This is a genomic window from Corynebacterium suicordis DSM 45110 (genome assembly GCF_015351405.1).
Classification (GTDB): domain Bacteria; phylum Actinomycetota; class Actinomycetes; order Mycobacteriales; family Mycobacteriaceae; genus Corynebacterium; species Corynebacterium suicordis.
Genome location: NZ_JADKMY010000002.1, coordinates 210,451 through 226,190, shown reverse-complemented (window position 1 = coordinate 226,190; position 15,740 = coordinate 210,451). Strand labels below are relative to the sequence as shown.

At 60.1% G+C, this 15,740-nt stretch carries 13 protein-coding genes; 8 read left to right on the top strand and 5 right to left on the bottom strand.

Features of this window, described 5'->3' with window-relative positions:
* Positions 1 to 100: 100 nt before the first annotated feature.
* Positions 101 to 2,122, bottom strand: coding sequence for a TPM domain-containing protein (locus IRY30_RS07390; protein WP_194556783.1), 2,022 nt, complete (start codon positions 2,120 to 2,122; stop codon positions 101 to 103).
* Between the two features lie 51 nt (positions 2,123 to 2,173).
* Here IRY30_RS07390 and IRY30_RS07385 point away from each other — a divergent pair, with 51 nt between their 5' ends.
* Together IRY30_RS07385 and IRY30_RS07380 are read left to right on the top strand one after the other, a co-directional pair.
* Positions 2,174 to 2,857, top strand: a complete 684-nt coding sequence (locus IRY30_RS07385; RefSeq protein WP_194556782.1) for a YdcF family protein — start codon at positions 2,174 to 2,176, stop codon at positions 2,855 to 2,857.
* On the top strand, positions 2,857 to 4,140 hold the full coding sequence (locus tag IRY30_RS07380; RefSeq protein ID WP_194556781.1) for a deoxyguanosinetriphosphate triphosphohydrolase: 1,284 nt from the start codon (positions 2,857 to 2,859) through the stop codon (positions 4,138 to 4,140). Before IRY30_RS07385 ends, IRY30_RS07380 begins: the two co-directional genes overlap by 1 nt.
* Before the next feature lie 95 nt (positions 4,141 to 4,235).
* Here the strand turns inward: IRY30_RS07380 and IRY30_RS07375 are convergent, their stop codons facing one another.
* A complete protein-coding gene (locus IRY30_RS07375; RefSeq protein ID WP_194556780.1) occupies positions 4,236 to 4,751 on the bottom strand; it encodes a ribonuclease domain-containing protein in 516 nt (171 codons plus the stop codon).
* Between the two features lie 75 nt (positions 4,752 to 4,826).
* Complete coding sequence (locus IRY30_RS07370) at positions 4,827 to 6,617, bottom strand: GMC oxidoreductase (protein WP_194556779.1); 1,791 nt, start codon at positions 6,615 to 6,617, stop codon at positions 4,827 to 4,829.
* A gap of 106 nt (positions 6,618 to 6,723) precedes the next feature.
* Here IRY30_RS07370 and dnaG point away from each other — a divergent pair, with 106 nt between their 5' ends.
* A complete protein-coding gene (gene dnaG / locus IRY30_RS07365; RefSeq protein WP_194556778.1) occupies positions 6,724 to 8,742 on the top strand; it encodes a DNA primase in 2,019 nt (672 codons plus the stop codon).
* On the opposite strand, the gene IRY30_RS07360 is transcribed toward dnaG, so the two are convergent.
* Positions 8,739 to 9,089 (bottom strand): hypothetical protein, encoded by a 351-nt coding sequence (locus IRY30_RS07360; protein WP_228503137.1) that lies wholly within the window; start codon positions 9,087 to 9,089, stop codon positions 8,739 to 8,741. The genes dnaG and IRY30_RS07360 overlap by 4 nt on opposite strands.
* A gap of 176 nt (positions 9,090 to 9,265) precedes the next feature.
* Between IRY30_RS07360 and IRY30_RS07355 the strand changes: the two genes are divergently transcribed.
* From IRY30_RS07355 to IRY30_RS07335, 5 genes are read left to right on the top strand one after another with little or no spacing between them, the layout of a single operon-like run.
* Positions 9,266 to 10,366: an S-(hydroxymethyl)mycothiol dehydrogenase gene (locus tag IRY30_RS07355; RefSeq protein WP_194556777.1), complete on the top strand. Its 1,101-nt coding sequence runs from the start codon at positions 9,266 to 9,268 to the stop codon at positions 10,364 to 10,366.
* An 18-nt stretch (positions 10,367 to 10,384) separates the two neighbouring features.
* Positions 10,385 to 11,059 carry an MBL fold metallo-hydrolase gene (locus IRY30_RS07350; protein WP_228503134.1) on the top strand — a complete coding sequence of 225 codons (675 nt, stop codon included), beginning with the start codon at positions 10,385 to 10,387 and terminating at the stop codon, positions 11,057 to 11,059.
* A 32-nt stretch (positions 11,060 to 11,091) separates the two neighbouring features.
* A complete protein-coding gene (locus tag IRY30_RS07345) occupies positions 11,092 to 13,527 on the top strand; it encodes a heavy metal translocating P-type ATPase (protein WP_194556776.1) in 2,436 nt (811 codons plus the stop codon).
* Entirely contained in the window at positions 13,524 to 13,856 is a 333-nt protein-coding gene (locus IRY30_RS07340; RefSeq protein WP_194556775.1) for a metal-sensitive transcriptional regulator, read from the top strand. Before IRY30_RS07345 ends, IRY30_RS07340 begins: the two co-directional genes overlap by 4 nt.
* A 44-nt stretch (positions 13,857 to 13,900) precedes the next feature.
* Positions 13,901 to 14,602 (top strand): siderophore-interacting protein, encoded by a 702-nt coding sequence (locus IRY30_RS07335; RefSeq protein ID WP_194556774.1) that lies wholly within the window; start codon positions 13,901 to 13,903, stop codon positions 14,600 to 14,602.
* A 21-nt stretch (positions 14,603 to 14,623) separates the two neighbouring features.
* Here the strand turns inward: IRY30_RS07335 and IRY30_RS07330 are convergent, their stop codons facing one another.
* On the bottom strand, positions 14,624 to 15,589 hold the full coding sequence (locus IRY30_RS07330; protein WP_194556773.1) for a DUF4352 domain-containing protein: 966 nt from the start codon (positions 15,587 to 15,589) through the stop codon (positions 14,624 to 14,626).
* Between the last annotated feature and the right edge of the window lie 151 nt (positions 15,590 to 15,740).

Here is a 15,740-nt window from a genome sequence, read left to right as displayed (position 1 = left end):
GAGTTAAAGCTTCAAAGTAAAGAAGGACCATTCAGCACGTAAATGCTGAATGGTCCTTCTTTTGCTATTGAATTGTATAAAGCGGGGTAGGTAGCTGGATTTAGAAGCTGCCGGAGGTGCCGCCACCGCCGAAATCGCCACCGCCGAACCCACCGCCGCCGAAGCCCCCTCCGCCGAACCCGCCACCAAAGCCACCGCCGAAGCCGCCATTTCCGCTGAGCAGGCTACCGAGCACCATGCCGGTGATCATGTCTCCGCCGCCACCACCGCGGTAGTTATTGCGACGGTTGAACTCTTCGATATCGCGCTGTGCTTGGGAAGATGCCGTGGTGGTCAGCTGGCTGGCACGGTGAGCCGCCAGGTACGCATCCTTCGGCCGGGTCGTCCGGTTCTGCTGTGCGAACGCTAGAGCTTCCTTGGCCGCCTGTGCCGAAGAGCGAGTGTCCACGCTGATGATCCGCTTGCGGTTTGCAATCGTGTCTTCCACGGCGCGCAGCCTGTGCTTAACGTCCTGAATAGTTCTATCAACCATTTCAATGGTGCGTTGATAATCGTTGTTGGCGCCGCGCGCCTCGTCCAGCTCCAGGTCCAACTGGCCGTCAGCTTCCAGCAGCTCGGAGTAGGTGCCCAGCGGATCCTTGTCCCCGAGTTCCAGCGCGCGCTGCAGTGCATTTTCTGCTCTGCCCACTGCTGTATCCAGGCCGGAACGGTCGAAGTTTGCCGCAGAACGCCGCAACTCGGCTGCCTCCGCAATCTCTTCAGCGACTTCCCGCTGCAGAGCACCCAGGTTTCGCTGTGCTGCCTGCATGTTTTCATCAGCGCGCTCGGCTGCGCTGAGCTGCTGTTCGGCTTGCTGGCACGCCATGCGGGCGGCTCCGATTGCCTCGACCAGGCCGGTCTGTCGCCCGGCCGGAAGCTTGAGATATTGCCGGGCTTCATCAAGAGACTTTTCGGCTTCCGTGATTTCGGCTTCCGCTACGTCTGGGTTGTCCAGGACGGTCGCCAACTTCTCGTACGGGTAGCGGTTTTGCAGGTCGGCGAGCTTTTGTCGAGCCTCAGGAACGCGGGTACGTAGGGCAACGGTCTGCTGGCGCAGTTCATCGACCAGCTTTGGTGCATCAATAAGCTCTTGGCGCATGTCAGCGAACTCAGCGGACTGCTTATCCAGCTCATCATCGGCCTGGCCACAGGTGCTGATGATCTCGATCAGCAGCGCGCGTTGTTCGCCTTCATCCTGGTAGGAGTTGGTGCGCAACCGCTGGTGCAGGCCGTAGGCGTTTGCCAGCGTCTTCCGGGAATTACCCAGCGCCCGGGAAAGCTGACGGGTGCGCTGCTCACCAAACTCGGAGATGGCGATCTGCAGTTCCTCTTCACCCTTGCGGATGGATTCATCTGTGGAATGCAGCTCCTCATTGGCCAGCTTCTGCAGCACGTGGGTGGGTTGAGCCGCCAAGTCCGTGGTGGATTCTGGGGCAATGGAACGGGCTGCGTCCAGCTGTTCAGCTTCCTTGTTCTTCCGGTTGCGGCGGGACCAGACCACAGCGCCCGCGGTGCCGCCGATGCCCGCCACACCAGCTGCGCCCAGCCATGCCACAGATGCGGGGTTGGTGGTTCCCGCCACCACGTCAGCTGCGGCCTTGGCGCCTTCGGTCCAGTTGGACTGGCTGAACTCAGCCACTGCCTTTTCGCGCACCTTATCGGTGACGTCGGTGGCCACACGCTCGCCCGGGCTGATGCCAAACTGGCGCTTTTCCACGTTCACCACCATCACCAGGGTGTTGGCGGTGCCGTCCTGGGCGCGCAGCTGCGCGGCATATTCTTCCGGATCGCCGGGGATCTCGTTGACAAAGACGAGGTAGAGCTTGACGTCCTTTTCCTGGACACCCTTCTGCAGCAGGCTGGTGATCTCCCCACGTTGGGAAGGATCGATCACACCTGCCTCATCCACCAGCTGGGAATCGAGGGTCACCTCGGTGGCGGTACCTTGCGCCAATGAGGTGGTGGTGGAGGCGTGAGATGTGGCGTCGGAAAAAAGGAACAATCCGGCCGCGCCCGGAACGGCAAGCAGGCCCGAAATGGCGAGCGAGGCGGCGGTGCGCGAAGGAAGATTCACTGGCTTCATGCAGCCCACCTTAACGGAAAAATGAGGGTTGCCCGACTAGGCTGTCTCTTCATGAGCGCTTTCCAATCCTTCGGCCGGGGCATGGCTAGCACCGGCAGCTTCCTGTACCGCAGCGTGGTGTACGTGGTGCTCGGAACTGTGCTGGTCGCGGTGCTGATTTCCACGGCCACGGCGGTGCACGTGTGGATGTTTGCGCGTCAGGATGCTCGGCCGGCATCGGATACTATTTTTGTGCTCGGCGCGGCGCAATACGATGGCGAGCCCTCTTCGTGGTTGCGAGCCAGGTTGGATCACGCGGCGAGTTTGTATGAGGAAGGTGTGGCTCCGACCATCGTGACCGTCGGTGGTAGCCAGGCAGGGGACCGTTTCACTGAGGCGCAGGCGGGCAAGACGTATTTGGAGGAAGAGTATGGGATTTCCTCCGATGCGATTGTGGAGATCAATGAGGGAGTGGACACCCTGACCTCCGTGCAGGCTTTCTCCACCTTGGCGCAAGAAAATGGGTGGGAGAGTTCCGTGGTGGTCACCGATCCGGGGCATTCCCTGCGCGCCACCACCATGGTGGAGGATGTGGGGATCACCGCGACTGGCTCCCCAACCCGCCAAGGCCCGGCGGTGGGAAGCCGGGCAGCGCAGCTTAGCAGCATCCTGCATGAAACCGGCGGCCTGCTGTACTACAAGGGCGTGGAGCACGAGCGAGAGAACTTCCGCGACTTTGTGACAGGAGCCCTGTGATGGTTCAGCGTTATGCGTATTCAGCCCACGAGCTGGAGAGAATGCTGCCGGTGGGGGATAAGTCGCTCGGCGTAGCCGGAGCGGTTCGCGATGGGCGCGATGACTTTGACCGCGATAGAGCACGCGTTTTGCACAGCGCGGCTCTGCGCCGGTTGGCGGATAAGACGCAGGTGGTGGGCCCCGGCAGCGGGGATACCCCGCGCACGCGCCTGACCCACTCGCTGGAGGTGGCGCAGATCGCTCGTGGCATTGGCAAGACCTTGGGGGCGGATCCGGATCTCACAGAGCTTGCTGGGTTGAGTCATGACATCGGCCACCCTCCCTATGGCCACAACGGCGAGCGCGCGCTGGATGAAGCCGCGCGGAAGTGTGGTGGTTTTGAGGGCAATGCGCAGACCCTCCGCATCCTCTCCCGCCTGGAGCCGAAAGCGGTGGATTCCCGCGGTCGTTCCTATGGATTGAATCTCACCCGCGCCAGCATTGATGCCGCCTGCAAGTACCCGTGGGGTCCAGTGGATGAAGAGGGTAACAAGCGCCTGAAGTACTCCGCGTACAGCGACGACCTGGACGTGCTCGAGTGGGCACGCGCTGGCGCGCCCGCGGGAAAGAAGTGCCTGGAGGCGCAGATCATGGATTGGGCCGATGACGTGGCCTATTCTGTGCACGACGTGGAGGACGGCATCCTCTCCGGCCGCATCACCCTCAGTGTTTTGTGGGACTTGGTGGAGCTGGCCCAACTGGCGGAGAAGGGGGCCCGTGTGTTCGGTGGGCAACCGGAGGATCTTTTGGATGCAGCGGATAGGTTACGACGCATGGATCTGGTCTCCCGAGCCGCAGATTTCACCGGGGATTTGCAGGGACTCACAGGACTGAAGGCCATGACCTCTGAGCTGGTGTCCCGATTCGTGACCGCGTGCGTGACGGGCACCCGCGAGAAGTTCGGGGAGCAGCCATTGGCGCGCTACAGCGCGGATCTGGTGATCCCGCCACAGGTGCAGGCGGAAGTCACTCTCCTGAAATCCGTGGCGGTGCTCTACGTGATGGACGAGCACAGCCACATGGCGGAGCAGGAACGTCAGCGGGATCGGATCTTCCGCGTCACGGAATACCTGTGGCAAGGAGGAGAGGGCGCGCTGGATCCTCTCTACCGTGGATGGTTTGCCCAGGCCACGGATGATGCGGCGAAGCTGCGCGTGGTGATTGACCAGGTGGCGTCGTTGACTGAAAACCGCTTGGAACGCATGGACCGCACGGCCTCCGGGATGAGCGCAGCCTGGGCCTAGCCGGCTTAAGTGGCTGTGCTGGCTTAGGTGGCGGTGTGGCCTAGGCGGCTCTGTGGCCTAGGTGGCTGTGCAGCCAGCGAGTCCGGACGGCCCGGTTATTCCTCAGCATCCGGGATGGAACAGAAACTCTCGAAGTGATCACCGGAGTAGTACCACACGTCCGGGTCAGTCTTGCTGCCTCCGCCCACCACAATGCGTCGCTCGCCGCGATGCTTCACGCCCGGAGTCCGCACGGTGTATTCGCGGTAGTAGCTGGATTTTTGCTTGGGCAGCAGCCCCTCATAGTTGCCGAAATGCTTGCCATCCGCAGCACCATCATCGGGAGCGGCATTGGCGAGGATGTCCTCGATCTGATCCTGCGCCTCGGCGGGTAGGGAATCGTATTCGCAATTGCTGGCGTTGTTCTTGTTCCCAGACCCGCTGCCGGACCCATTTCCGCCGTTGTTGCCACCGTTGCCACCGTTGTTATTGCCACCCTGGCCCTGCTGCTGGGTCGAGTGATCGGACGAAGAGTCAGAAAAACCCTCAAACGCCTCAGCACCAATCCATCCCGTGGCGGCGATGGCAGCAATTGCTAGTGGTGCGAGGCGTTTGAGGTTCTTCGAGTTCATGGCACTTATTCAATCATGCGTGCCGGTGAACTCAAGCACGAACGCTGGGGAGAGCGAACGCGAGGAGAGCGGGGCTTATTCTCCGAAAGTGTTCTCGATCTTGTCTGAGTTGGCCTTGTTGCCGTTGACCGGAGTCAGGGGCAAGCGAAGTGCAGCTGGGGCAGAAGGTGGCACCGCAGGGTTCTTCGGCTCGATTGGATCGATGCGGATGTAGCCTTCGGACTGATCAGGTCGCTTGTCTTCCTCGCCCTTGTTTGGCCACATCGCAGCGGAGCGCTCAGCGCCAGCCGTGATGGACAGGGAAGGGTTCACACCTGGGTTCGCAGCGATGGAAGAACCATCGGTGATGAACATGGTGGGGTAGCCCCACACGCGGTTGTAGCCATCCACCACACCCTTTTCAGCGTTGGCGCCGATGGGGCAGCCGCCCAGGAAGTGCGCAGTCAGAGGAATGTCAAAGACCTCAGACCACACGCCGCCGGCCAGGCCGTCCGTCATGAGACTAGCCAGGCGTCGGGTAGCCTCATTGCCCTCTGGGATCCAGTTAGGGTTCGGGTCGCCGGTGCCCTGACGGGAACGAAGAATGGTGAACGGACCCAGCTTGCCCAGGTGGGTGGTCAAGGAGTTATCGCGTGTCTGCATGACCAGGTTGATCACGGTGCGCTGTGACCACTTGCTCAGCAGGGCGATGCGCGGAATCATCTTGTACTGCAGACCCACCTGCTTGATGAACTCCAGCCAGCGAGGCTGAATCTTATCGCCATCGGTCATCAGGGTCTGGAGCAGCGCCATGGCGTTGGACCCCTTGCCGTAACGCACGGGCTCGATGTGCGTATCCGGAGCTGGGTAGTAGGAGGAAGTAATTGCGACGCCTTCTGAGAAATCGCAATCTGGGTTGTATGCCTTCTCCTGCGCGCCCAGAAGCGCCTCAGAGTTGGTACGGGTCATCTTGCCCAGGGAATCCGGGAAGTTCTGGAGATTGCCCTTGAGCCTCTGCGTGTGCAGCAGCTTCTGGGTGCCCCACGTGCCGGCTGCCATCACGATGTAATCAGAGGTGAAGGTCTTCCGACCAGCCTTCTTCTTACCGGTGACGCGCTTGACCACGGACTTACCAATGGTTTCGGTCGGGATCGTTTCCACCTCCCACTTGTCACCCTTGCGCTTGATGGTGGTCACGGTGGTGAGGTCATGCACCTTGGCGCCAGCGTTTTCCGCGAGGTACAGGTAGTTCTTCAGCAGGGTGTTTTTCGCGTTGTGGCGGCAACCCGTCATACATTCGCCACACTCGTGGCAGGCGGTGCGGTCAGGGCCAGCACCACCGAAGTATGGGTCTGGCACGGTTTCGCGAGGCTTGCCTTCCAGGCCCACCTTCTCACCGAAGAACACGCCCACGGGAGCCATGCGGAAGGTGTGACCCACACCCATTTCCTCCGCCACGCGCTTGGACACCTTGTCAGCGTTGGTCATGGTGGGGTTCTCCACCACGCCCAGCATCTTCTGTGCCTGCTCGTAGTACGGGGTGAGCTCGTCTTCCCAGTCAGTGATGTCAGCCCACTGCCTGTCCTTGAAGTAGGACTCGCCCGGCTTGTACAGCGTGTTGGCGTAGTTCAGGGAACCGCCACCCACGCCCGCACCAGCCAGGATCATCACGTTGTTGAGCAGGTGGATGCGCTGGATTCCGAAGCAGCCAATCTGCGGTGCCCACAGGAAGTCCTTGAGGTGCCAGGAGTTCTTGGCGAAATCCTTGTCCTCGAATCGTCGACCTGCTTCAAGAACACCAACCTTGTAGCCTTTTTCCGAGAGTCGCAAAGCAGAGACCGAGCCGCCGAAGCCCGAACCGATGATGAGAACGTCGTAGTGAGTCATAGCAAGTGATGCTAGAACAATTTGCAGCCCATAAATGCATTTCCGAAAAGAACCTAAGAAAATCCTGACTACTGGTGCTTTCTGGGTGCTGCGCTAGCATGTGGCTATGGCAAATGGACGGATCCCGGAGCGGGATATTGCGGCGATTCGGGAGAGGACTCCCATCGAGGAAGTGGTGGGTGAATACGTCCAGCTCAAGCCCGGGGGCGTGGATTCCCTGAAGGGTCTGAGCCCGTTCAAAGATGAGAAAACCCCCTCGTTCCACGTGCGCCCGAACAAGGGTTATTTCCACTGCTTTTCCACTGGTGAGGGCGGTGACGTGTTCAGCTTCCTCATGAAGATGGAGCACGTCACTTTCCCCGAGGCCGTGGAGCAATGTGCCGAGCGCATCGGTTACCGCATCAGCTATGAAGGCGGCACTCCCGGCAAGCGCGAGGAACCCGGCACGAGGCAGCGATTGGTGGCTGCCAATAAAGCCGCGTCTGCGTTCTATCAGGAACAGCTTTCCAGCGATGTCCAAGGGGCGGATGTAGCCCGTGAATTCCTCGCCGAGCGTGGTTTCAGCATGGAGCAGGCCAAACAGTTTGGTTGTGGGTTCGCCCCGGCCGGCTGGGACACCCTGACCAAGGCCCTGCAGCGTCAGGGATTCAACTTCAAGGAGCTGGAAGCCGCGGGCTTGGCGCGCATGGGTCAGAAGGGTCCCATCGACCGCTTCCACCGCCGCCTCCTGTGGCCCATCAAGAACGTGGCCGGGGATGTCATCGGCTTTGGTGCCAGGAAGTTGTTTGACGACGACAAACTAGGGAAGTACATCAATACGCCGGATACCTTGCTGTACAAGAAGTCCAAGGTGCTCTTCGGGATTGATCAGGCGAAGAAGCAAATCGCCTCTTCCCACCAAGCCGTGGTGGTGGAGGGCTACACGGACGTGATGGCCATGCACGCCGCAGGAGTGACCACCGCGGTGGCTGCCTGCGGTACTGCCTTTGGTGGTGAGCACCTGCAGATGATCCGCCGGTTCATGCTGGACGATAAGTTTTTCCGCGGTGAGATTGTGTACACCTTCGATGGTGATGAAGCCGGGCAAAAGGCCGCCATGCGCGCCTTCGAGGGGGATCAGCAGTTTGCTGGCCACAGCTATGTGACTGTCGCGCCGGGCGGCCAGGACCCGTGTGATGTGCGCATGGAGCGCGGAGACGTGGCCGTGCGGGAACTGGTGGCCTCGCGGATACCGATGTTTGAATTCGTCATTCGGACACTGGCGGCCGAATATGACACGGCAAGCATTGACGGAAGAGTCCACGCCATGCGGCGCATCGTGCCAGTGCTCGCGAGCATCCGGGATGAAGCGATGCGGGATGAGTACGCGCGCCAAGCCTCAGGGTGGATCGCGTGGCCAGATCCTGATGAGCTGCTGGATCAGGTGCGCAGGGCCGCCCAGGAAGGCCAGTCCGCGCAACCGCATCTGGAGCTCAAGCAGGGAGCCGCGCGCCGCGAGCGCATGGCTCAGCACAGCGATGAACCACAGGTGGAAGCTGAGTTTGGTGGGCCAGGGGTGGCGTCGGACCACATTCATGGTGGGGGAATTCCATCCGCACCACGGCTGCGGGCGGTGGACGGGATGGAGCGGCCCGACCCGTGTGATCAGATGCTGCATGCCCCGCGCGAGGTGCTGAAGCTGGCGTTGCAAGAACCGCAGCTGGCGGGCACTATTTTCGATCTGATGCCACCGGAGAGCTTTGGCCACCCCACGTATGTGAGCGTGGCTCGGGCGATCGCCGAGGCTGGGGGAGCAGCGCAGAGTTCGGGTGGTGCGGCGTGGATTGACCAGGTGGCCTCGCATATTCCGGACGCGATGGGCCGGGCGGTTGTCTCCGAGCTGGCGGTGGATGATGTGGAGTGCGAGACCAAACGTTTGCCGTATTACGCGGATGCGATCATGGCGTACATGCAGGAGCGCTGGGTGGGCAATGAAATTGCAGACATGAAATCTCGCATGCAGCGGATGCGCGGTGACCTGCAACAGGAAGAGTTCCGCGGGGTGTTCGCGGATCTCATGGCGCTAGAAAAATACCGCCGATCGCTACAGGAGCGGGCGGCGGCGTACGGGGAATTTACGGACTAGCGCTTGCGACCGCGGCGGTTGTTCTCGCGCCCGTTCGTGCCGATGTTCTTGGTGCCGGTGTTCTTGGGAGAAATGCGGTCATTAGGGTGCGCATTATCGGATTCCACGATGGTCACACCCTCATCCAGGCCATTGCGGGTGGTGCGGTTGAGATCGCGGATCTCGTGCATCCGAGGCTCCGGATCCAAGCGGTTGGCCACAGCCTTGCGACCAGCGTGCACTGCCTTGCGGGTGATTTCGGAGTTCACCGCGGTTTCGTACCCGCGGCGGATCTGCTCGTAGCGTCGGCGCCCTGCCTTGGTCCCCATCAGGTAACCGGCGGCTGCTCCTACGACCAACTGAATCATTGGTACTCCTCACATCAACTGCAATTAACGGTAGCCAGCATACGGCAATGATTCAGGGGAGTGCCGCGAAGCACGCCTGTCCTGCGGGCGAAAAACAGGTAGACATGAGGAAGAAACACCAGCCACCGTCCGTGAAGCTGGTGCCGCCAAGAGATTTAGGGAAGATGGAGAAACAAATGACTCAAACAGTGCAAGGAATCATTGCCCGCGCCGAGGGAGAGCCGGTTGAACTCACCAATATCGTGATCCCTGAGCCCGGCCCCAATGATGTGATCGTGAAAATCCAGGCCTGCGGCGTGTGCCATACGGACCTCGCGTACCGGGATGGCGGCATCTCTGATAACTACCCATTCCTGCTGGGACATGAGGCCGCGGGCACGGTGGAAAGCATCGGCGAGGATGTCACCCACGTGGCCGAGGGCGATTACGTGGTGCTGAATTGGCGCGCAGTGTGTGGCGAGTGCCGCGCCTGCAAGAAGGGCGAGCCAAAGTACTGCTTCGATACCCATAACGCCTCCAAGGTGATGACCCTGGAGGATGGTACCGAGCTGGAGGCAGCCCTGGGCATCGGCGCCTTCGTGGAGAAGACGCTGGTCCATGAGGGTCAGTGCACCAAGGTAAACACCGAGGCCGATCCCGCCGTGGCTGGCCTGCTGGGCTGTGGTGTGATGGCTGGTTTGGGTGCCGCGGTGAACACCGGTGAGGTCAAGCGCGGTGAAAGCGTTGCCGTGATTGGCGTAGGCGGGGTCGGTATGGCGGCCATCGCCGGAGCCCGTCTGGCAGGTGCGACCACCGTGATTGCCATTGATGTTTCCGACGCCAAACTCAAGCGCGCCGAAGAGGAATTCGGTGCCACCCACACCATTAATTCCCAGGATCTCAGCGATGATGAGCTGACGGAGAAGGTCCAGGAACTCACCGGTGGATTCGGTGTGGACCTGGCCATCGATGCCGTGGGCGTGCCACAGACCTATAAGCAGGCGTTCTACATCCGCGATCTGGCAGGGCGCGTGGTGCTGGTGGGCGTGCCCACCCCGGATATGACCTTGGAATTGCCGTTCCAGGATGTGTTCTCTCGCGGTGGATCTTTGAAGTCCAGCTGGTATGGCGATTGCCTGCCAGAGCGCGATTTCCCCATGTACGTGGATCTGTTCCAGCAGGGTCGCTTGCCCCTGGACAAGTTCGTGGATGACCGCGTGCAGCTGGATGGGGTGCAGTCCGCGATGGAGGAAATGGACAAGGGCCAAGTACTGCGCAGTGTCGTGGAATTCAAGTAGGCCAGCAGAGATCAACTGATGAGTGACAAGGAACCAAAGATGAAGACCATGAAGACGATGTCTGAGACCGGCCTGCGTATTGACCGCGTGGTGACCCACGGAGTGTTCGCCCTTGATGGGGGCGAGTGGGAAGTGGACAACAACATCTGGGTACTGGGCAATGATTCCGAGTGCGTGATCATTGATGCCGCTCACGATGCCGATCCAATTCTGGAGGCGGTGGATGGGCGAAAGGTGCTGAGCGTGATCTGCTCGCACGCGCACAATGATCACATCACCGTGGCCCCTGAGCTTTCCGAAAAGCTGGATGCGCCCGTATTTGTGCACCCAGGCGACATGATGCTGTGGAACGAGACTCACCCGAACTTTGAGCCCTTTCACCTCAAGGACGGCGAGAACATTCATGTGGCCGGCACCGAGATGCAGGTCATCAATACCCCAGGGCACTCACCCGGATCCTGTGCCTTCTACATGCCAGAGGCAAAGGTGCTGTTCTCCGGAGACACCCTGTTCGCTGGTGGCCCGGGTGCCACGGGCCGGAGCTTCAGTGATTTCGATACCATCATCGATTCCATCCGCAGCTCCTTGTTGACGCTTCCGGATGAGACTGAGGTCTACACCGGCCATGGTGATGCCACGTCAATCGGCGAAGAGGCTCCTCACCTGGAGGAATGGATCAAGCGCGGCCACTAGACAAATATACCCCCCAGGGGTATATTTGAGGCATGGCTACACTGGATCTGGATATCACCGGCATGACGTGTGCCTCATGTGCGAACCGCATTGAGCGCAAGCTCAACAAGATGGACGGCGTGAGCGCATCCGTGAACTATGCGACCGAAAAGGCGCATATTGAATCCACCGGGTCTAGCGCAGAAACCGGCGATGGCTCCGGCAATGGCAACGCGAACCTGGAGCCACAGCCGTTTATCGACGTAGTGGAAAAGCTGGGTTACAAAGCTTTTTGGAAGGATCCGCTCGAGCGAGGCACGAACCAGCCGAGCAACGAGGGCGCGAATGCAGCGGGTTCTGGATCCGCTGCAGCTGGTGTTCCGCAGCCGGAGGTTCAACAGGGCGAGGGGGAGCCCAGTGCTCCATCCCCAGTTTCAGCTCCGTCGGGCGGGGAACAAAGCGCAAACCAACCCACACTTCAGGAACTCGCGCAGCAACAAGAGCTGACTTCTCTGCGTCAGCGCCTCATCGGTGCTGCAGTTCTGGCTATCCCCGTGATCCTGCTGGCCATGATCCCGCCACTGCAGTTCATCAATTGGCAGTGGCTCTCGCTGACTCTCGCCGCACCCGTCATCCTGTGGGCGGGTTGGCCATTCCACAAGGCCACGTGGACCAATCTCAAGCACGGTGCCACCACGATGGACACGCTCATCACGGTGGGCACCATGAGTGCTTTCGCGTGGTCCCTGGTGGCGCTATTCTTCGGCAGTGCCGGTGAACCCGGCATGACCCACGGTTGGTCACTCTTCCCCGAACACTCGCATCCACTGGGGCAGATCTACCTCGAGGTGGCCGCTGGTGTGATTCTGTTCGTGCTGGCTGGACGCTATTTTGAGAAGCGATCAAAGAAGCGCGCCGGGGAAGCACTGCGGTCCCTGACGAATATGGGTGCCAAGCAGGTCACCCTACTGAACCCGGACAAGACAGAGCAGTTGATCAATGTGGATCAGCTGCAGGTGGGTCATGTTTTCGTGGTGCGCCCGGGCGAGAAGATCGCCACCGATGGTGAGGTCATCGAGGGCAATTCCGCAGTGGATGAATCTATGCTCACCGGCGAATCCGTTCCCGTTGAGGTGGGTGCGGGCGATGCTGTCACCGGTGCAACCGTGAACTCCTCCGGACGCTTGGTCATCCGTGCCACCCGCGTGGGTCAAGATACGCAACTGGCACAGATGGCTCGCCTGGTGGAGGACGCGCAATCCGGCAAAGCCAACGTGCAGCGCCTCGCAGACCGGATCTCCGGGGTGTTCGTACCCGTGGTCATTGGTCTGGCCATCCTCACTGTTGTCGGTTGGCTGCTGGCCACCGGTGATGTGACCCTGGCCCTGAGCAGCGCTGTGGCGGTATTGATCATCGCCTGCCCCTGTGCACTTGGCTTGGCCACGCCCACCGCACTCCTCGTGGGCACTGGCCGCGGAGCCCAGATGGGTGTGCTGATCCATGGCCCTGAGGTTCTGGAATCGGCTCGCGGTGTGGACACCGTGGTACTGGATAAAACCGGCACCATCACCGAAGGCAAGATGAGCGTGTCCACCATCCGCGTGGCCTCCGGCCCAGCGTCTGCCGATGAGCGCGAGGCTCAGGCCGAGCTACTGCGCGTGGCCGCCGCAGTGGAGCACAACTCCGAGCACCCCATCGGCCAGGCAGTGGTGGCTGCAGCGAAGGATTCCCCGGATGAAACCTCCAACACCTACACGCAGTCCCAGATCAGCGACTTCGAGAATATCGCCGGCCGGGGCGTGCAAGCCACGGTTGACGGCAAGCTGGTCCAGGTAGGCCGCGGATTCGTGGACTCCGCGCACGTGGAAGAACTGCTCGGAGATACCGCCGAGGAAACCATCGGCACGCGCGTTCCCGTGGTGATCGATGGAGTACTGTTCGGAGTGCTGGTGGTGGCGGACTCGCTCAAGCCATCCAGCGCAAAGGCCATCGCGCAGCTGAAGGAGATGGGCCTGCATCCCGTGCTGTTGACGGGCGATTCCGAGCCGGTGGCTAAGGCCGTGGGAGCGCAGGTTGGCGTCGAAAAAATTATTGCCGGTGTAATGCCGGAAGATAAGGTCTCCACCATCAAGCGCCTGCAGGAGGAAGGGCGCGTGGTGGCGATGGTCGGCGATGGTGTCAACGACGCCGCAGCGCTGGCGCAGGCGGATCTGGGTATGGCGATGGGAACCGGAACCGATGCGGCCATCCAGGCCGCGGACATCACCCTGATGCGCAGCAACGTGACGGCCGTGGTTGACGCGATCCGTTTGTCCCGCAAGACGCTGGGTACCATCAAGGGCAATTTGTTCTGGGCGTTTGCCTACAACGTCGCGGCCATCCCATTGGCTGCTCTGGGCCTGCTCAACCCCATGCTGGCAGGTGCAGCGATGGCTCTCTCCAGCGTGTTCGTGGTGAGCAACAGTCTTCGATTGAAGGGATTTAAGTGAGCGAAGAACAGACTTCCTGCGCGGGCGATGCCACCTGTGGGTGCAGCGCCGAGCACGGCTACCTCTCCGATAAGAAGCGTTATCTCGCGCGCCTCAAGCGCATTGAAGGTCAGGTGCGCGGGGTGCAGCGGATGGTGGAGGAGGAGCAGTATTGCATCGATATCCTCACCCAGGTTTCCGCCATGCAGTCCGCGCTCAAGGTCGTGAGCTTGGCGCTATTGGACGACCACCTGCAGCACTGCGTGCTCAACGCCGCACAGGCTGGGGGCGATGAAGCGGAGGAGAAGCTGGCGGAGGCATCTGCGGCCATCGCCCGGCTGGTGAAGTAGCTTAGGTTTGCCTAACGTGGCGGGCGGCGGTAGCTTGTTCACTTATGGCACAGCGCGGATTCGATAGCCTGGTTCTCAAGGCTATGAAAGCACCGGATTATGAACTCACGGTGCTTGATAAAGAGCAGATCACCGATCATTTTCTCCGCCTGAAATTCCAGGCTGGTGGTCTGCTCAATTCGCACCCGCCGTTCCCCACGCAATGGGTTCGCTTGTGGGTTCCGCTTGGGGGCGGCAAGGAACGGCAGCGTGCGTACACTTTGATCGACGCCAACCCTGAGACCGACGAAGTGTTCATCGAGTTCGCACTCCATGACGGACCAGCGGCGAACTGGGCGCAGAATGCGAAACCGGGGGATAGCATCACCGCCACGGTGATGGGGGCCAAGTTCAATGCTCCGGCAGCGGATGGATCCGTGCTGCACTTGTTCGGAGACAAAGCCTCCCTGCCAGCGATTAACTCGATCTTGGACGCTTTAGGTGAGCGGAGCGTCTGCGTGTGGCTGCATGTGCAGGATTCCACGGACGTTGACTTGCCCATCCGAGCTGGCGCGAATGCGCGGGTGAAGTGGGTCGAGGGTGATGAGAATGCTCTGGTGGATCTAGCCCACGGGCTGGATATCTCCGCGAAGAACTGGGTGTGGATCTCCACCAAGGCACCAGCTACGCGGGCTTTGGTGAAGTACTTCAAGAATGAAGTGAAGCTCCCGAAGGAGCGGATCGAATCGATGGCCTACTGGCGGTAGATGGGATATGGACGGGGAGTGCTAAGGGCCGTAGACCCACTGGCCACTTACACACATGAGAAGACGACCTTGTTCGTCCTGGCCGCCCTCTTCACCCTCGATGCATTCTTGGCCGTCCGTCACGATTTCACCCGAAGGAGCTGGACCGTAGACCCAATTGCCCTGAGTGGGAGTGCGCAAGACACACACTAGATTGGTGCCATCCGCTCCCACGGCAGGCTGGAGTGCTTGGCTAGCACTGCAAGGATTGCCGTAAGAAGGAGCTCCGCTTACAGGAGCGGCCTCATTTTGTTGAGACTGTTGAGGCTGCTGAGATGCGGTTTGTTGCGCTGAGCTCTGGAACTTGGAATTTCCGCCGGTGTTGTTCTCGGGAGCGGTTGCGGCAGGCGTTGGGTTGGGATTGCCCTTATTGCTGTCTGCGGGAGCTTTATCACTCAGCTTGTCCAGCTTGATCGATGTCAGCTCGTCACCGAAGGGGTCCACGTTAGCGTTATGAAAATTGACGTGATCGGGCTTACTTGAAGAAGGTATTTCGTAAACGAACGTGACCTCTTGGTCGAATTCAGGGTCGAGGTTTTCGCACTCCTTGTTCACATTGAGGAGAAAAATATTATCGACTACTTCGTATTCTTTGTCCTTGTCAGTAACCAACTTGGTTTGGAACCCGTTCCCGCAAACAGGATCAATTGCGGTGTCGTCATCATTTCGAACGATGGTTTCCAAAATGACGAACTTGGCATTATCTCGAGGTTTTACTGTCTCCGTTTGGCTGGAGTCATCCATCGATTGCTGGGTGTAATTGTTCGCCAGATAAGCCTTGTTTATTTTGAAGGCAGCTCCCTTGCCTTCAACCATTTCACCCATCTTGTGCTCAGCTGACTGAGCCTCCTGTGGGGTTGTGGTGCGTTCAGAATCTTCTGATCCGCTGCTGCATGCGCCCAGCACTAGGCACATTGTGCCCATGATGGCCGCCGAGATTTTTTTCACTAGAAACTCTTTTCGTTTATCGAGTGGAGTAGAAGAAACTCCACGATGAGGGACTAGTGAAATCTATCCAATGCTTGTGACATGGAGCACGGTAATGTTCGAATTTAAGCGGCGTTCTCTCGAACATTCGCCCCCGGGGTTCCCCCGAATA

Excerpts from the sequence above, each read along its gene's own strand:
- IRY30_RS07380 (WP_194556781.1), top strand. The coding sequence starts at position 2,857 with ATGGTTCAGCGTTATGCGTATTCAGCCCACGAGCTGGAGAGAATGCTG.
- IRY30_RS07375 (WP_194556780.1), bottom strand. The coding sequence starts at position 4,751 with ATGAACTCGAAGAACCTCAAACGCCTCGCACCACTAGCAATTGCTGCC.
- IRY30_RS07390 (WP_194556783.1), bottom strand. The coding sequence starts at position 2,122 with ATGAAGCCAGTGAATCTTCCTTCGCGCACCGCCGCCTCGCTCGCCATT.
- IRY30_RS07385 (WP_194556782.1), top strand. The coding sequence starts at position 2,174 with ATGAGCGCTTTCCAATCCTTCGGCCGGGGCATGGCTAGCACCGGCAGC.
- IRY30_RS07345 (WP_194556776.1), top strand. The coding sequence starts at position 11,092 with ATGGCTACACTGGATCTGGATATCACCGGCATGACGTGTGCCTCATGT.
- IRY30_RS07355 (WP_194556777.1), top strand. The coding sequence starts at position 9,266 with ATGACTCAAACAGTGCAAGGAATCATTGCCCGCGCCGAGGGAGAGCCG.
- IRY30_RS07335 (WP_194556774.1), top strand. The coding sequence starts at position 13,901 with ATGGCACAGCGCGGATTCGATAGCCTGGTTCTCAAGGCTATGAAAGCA.
- IRY30_RS07370 (WP_194556779.1), bottom strand. The coding sequence starts at position 6,617 with ATGACTCACTACGACGTTCTCATCATCGGTTCGGGCTTCGGCGGCTCG.
- dnaG (WP_194556778.1), top strand. The coding sequence starts at position 6,724 with ATGGCAAATGGACGGATCCCGGAGCGGGATATTGCGGCGATTCGGGAG.
- IRY30_RS07360 (WP_228503137.1), bottom strand. The coding sequence starts at position 9,089 with ATGATTCAGTTGGTCGTAGGAGCAGCCGCCGGTTACCTGATGGGGACC.
- IRY30_RS07350 (WP_228503134.1), top strand. The coding sequence starts at position 10,385 with ATGAGTGACAAGGAACCAAAGATGAAGACCATGAAGACGATGTCTGAG.